The following is a 3,092-nucleotide window of genomic DNA, read 5'->3' as shown; positions in this document are numbered from 1 at the left end:
TGGTACTTGTTTTCATTTGCCACAATCCCGATGGCGTTATCAATCTTTTTCTCATTGGTAAGCCCGTAGGTTTCTTCCAGATAGAGAAGCAGATATTTCATGTCCGTATCGTTTAAGGCGGTGCTGTCCCTGTGGAAGCCGATGGGCTTTATGATGTCCTTGCGGTCGGTCAGAATGTTGTATGCGATAGCCCCGGAAAGCAGCGGATCACGCTGGAATACGGTCAGGCAGTTCCGTATGCTCTGACGGACACCGCCTTTCTCGGTGGTTTCCAGCCCCGCCTTGATTTCCTCAATGCTCTGGGGCGGCTGCATGGCGTTCATGGTGTTTTTTAGTTCTTGCTGCGTCTGCGGCTGCAAGCTCTGCCATTCGCTGTTCAAGCTGTATCACATCCTTTCCGTATTCCGTAATCAAAGCCGCTTTTTCCTCTGTTTCCCCGAACAGCAGCACATCCAGCAGATATTCCACATGGTCTTGCTTCTGTAAGGCTTCCACAAACCGGGGATGAAAGACTTCCTCCGGGGAGTGCGGGGCATATTCCTTTCTCCACACTCGGAGTAGGTGGAGATAATCGGCAAGAATACGGAAGCAGCGGTTTTTTGCTTCCTGAAACTGTTCCTCCGGGGATTTCTGCCGGGGCTTGGGCTTTTTTGCTTTTCCCGGCGGTTTCCCAGTCCTCATAGGAAAGCCCGAAGTCCTGTGCCAGTTGTACGGCGGCGTCTTTCTTTCCCAGCCCATACAGGGCGGCGGCAAAATCAATCACATCCCCATCCGCACCGCAGCCGAAGCAGTGGTAACGCCGATCCAGCTTCATGCTTGGGGTTTTATCATGATGGAACGGGCAGCAAGCCATCCCGTTCCGCCCTACATGGATTCCATAATGCTCCGCAGCCTGTCTGGTTGTGACGGACTGCTTCACAGCTTCAAATACATTCAAATCTATCCCTCCTTGAAAAAAGAAAAAAACACCTGACATTCTCTGATTGAAAATGGCAAGTGCCTGTTAAAGTTCCATATCCTGTTGTCTGTGTTTCGCCTGTGCCGGGGCGGTTCTTTGTGCTTTTTTCTCGTCAGTCTTATCCTGCAAGATTTCTTTGATAGGCTGTTTCTTGGGCGGCTCTTTACTTTCCTCTGTGCCGGGTGTGGCTTTCCGTACCCAGTAGCGGATGTCCCGCAGCTTCTTCAAATCCTCCTGTACCTCGGTCAGCGGTACTTTCAGCTCTGCGATTTCGCTAAGAAGCATTTCCTGCTCCTCTTGCAGCTCCTTTTGGGTACTGTCCTTATCGTCCGGGTGCTTGGCAAGATAGGCGGCGGCTTTCGCATACCGGGCAACCTCTGGGTGTTCCTGTTTGAATTTCTCCTTTGTTTTCTTAAAAAATATCTTCTGGTACTTCTCATAGACAGGCTTACATTCCTTGCAGTCTGTCCGGCTGGCAAGAATCCCGTCAATCACTTTGCTGCGGGCTTCCTTTGGCTTCATCTGATTGCGGTAATCTGCGGCTGATTTCCCGGAGATTCAGATGCTTCTAAGTCCTCCACAGTGGAAAGCCCCTTTTGCCGGGAGATAGGATAGGGCTTCGCTCACTGCCTTTAAGCTCCTGCGAAGTCCCCCGGCTCCGTCGCAGCCCTTGTCCAGTCCTTCCGTTCTTCCTTTCGTATCTTTCCATATACTTCATCAGCAGATTGGGAAGAAGTGTTGCTTCCTCCGCCGCCTTTTGTGCAAGCAGCTCTTTCCGTTTTTCGCCCAGCTCGGTAATCCAGCCTTTGAGGTTTTGGATAAGCTGCCGGATGGACTTCATCAGATTGTTGGCAGCTCTGATTTCCCGGTTCAGGTTGCCGATATTCGTCTGGATACCTCGCTTTTCCATCTGCCGGACAGCAGCTCCCTCATGGACAGTAGGGACTATATCAAGCCCCTGTCTGGCATAGGAACGCAAGTCCACACGCTCCGGGCGGTCATTGGCTTCCAGATAGCGGTTCTGGATGACCTCCCATTCATGCCGCCAGATTTCACAATACTTCTGGTTGTTCCAGTCCACCGTATCTTCCTTGTGGCTTTTCAACCTGCCGGATGGCAGTTTTATCCGTTCCCCGTTCTCATCAAGGTCATAAACCTTGCGGCTTTTGGGAAGCCATTTCCCATGTTCGTCCATTGCCCGCATGGTCAGCAGGACATGGGCGTGGGGATTATGTCCCGGCGGATGGGGGTCATGGATAGCAAAATCAGCAATCATGCCTTTGGAAACAAACTGCTTCTGGCAAAACTCCCGGACAAGGACAGCGTACTGGTCGGGCGGTATTTCTCTGGGGATGGTAAGCACCCACCGCCTTGCAAGCTGAGAGTTCCATTGCTTCTCCACCGCTTCGGCGGCGTTCCATAAGGTATTGCGGTCTGCATATTCCTGTGGGGCATTTGCCGGGAGCAGGATTTCATTGTGGACGATACCACGCTTTTCTGGGTAGTGCTTCACTTGCTGGTCGTATTCACAGAACAGCTTTTCGCCACTCTGGTAAGCAGCGGCGGCAACCGCAGACTGCCGCTGGCTGCGCTGAACAATCGTGATTTCGTTGTGCGGACAGGGCATTTCGTGTCCCTCCTTTCGGTAATTGGTGGATGGGTGGGCGTTTTACCACCTCATTTTGGGCAGAAAAAAAGCAGGAGACCTTTTTCAGATTTCCTGCTCGGTGTGCCGCTGTGTAAACGGCGGGTATTTAGTTGTGAAAGTTCGGGACAAGTTGACCCGATGTGTGTAGAATAACAAACTGGATTTATTTTTCTTTACATTTTTTATGCCGTAATTTCCCCTACTACCATTTTCGTAGCCCCTATATATTTCATATCTTTTTCCATTTATCTCCACTTCGTCATCGTTAATAAATGTATAAGACTTACCATTTTCTTCACAATACTTTGAAATTGCTTCCATAGTTTTTGCAAGAGTTGGGTAATTGGCACTATCCTCATAAGGAACCCAAAAAGCTTTTTTAAACATATAAAATACCTCCTTCTAATTTGTTAAGTAATCCACGAATTTTCAAAGCGTTATAAAATAATAGTATCATACAGCTTCGCAAAAATCCACTTATAACTT

Annotated in this window: 1 protein-coding gene and 3 pseudogenes; all 4 read right to left on the bottom strand. The window is 49.5% G+C overall.

All coding sequences use genetic code 11. From position 1 onward, the window contains the following. Positions 1-323 (bottom strand): annotated as a pseudogene (locus AC075L_RS20705) (virulence-associated E family protein); the annotation flags it as partial. After that, a pseudogene (locus AC075L_RS20700) lies at positions 292-937 on the bottom strand (CHC2 zinc finger domain-containing protein). The pseudogenes AC075L_RS20705 and AC075L_RS20700, both read right to left, overlap by 32 nt. A 66-nt stretch (positions 938-1,003) precedes the next feature. Beyond that, positions 1,004-2,585, bottom strand: a pseudogene (gene mobQ / locus AC075L_RS20695) (MobQ family relaxase). Between the two features lie 84 nt (positions 2,586-2,669). Continuing rightward, positions 2,670-2,993, bottom strand: coding sequence for a hypothetical protein (locus tag AC075L_RS20690; RefSeq protein WP_476388118.1), 324 nt, complete (start codon positions 2,991-2,993; stop codon positions 2,670-2,672). Positions 2,994-3,092: the final 99 nt, after the last annotated feature.

This window comes from Blautia sp. ZXY-1-B12, from assembly GCF_056339915.1.
The sequence above is the reverse complement of the archived record's forward strand: the minus strand, read 5'-3'. Positions and strand labels throughout refer to the sequence as shown.

Coding starts and splice junctions, on each gene's coding strand:
- AC075L_RS20690 (WP_476388118.1), bottom strand. CDS start 2,993: ATGTTTAAAAAAGCTTTTTGGGTTCCTTATGAGGATAGTGCCAATTAC.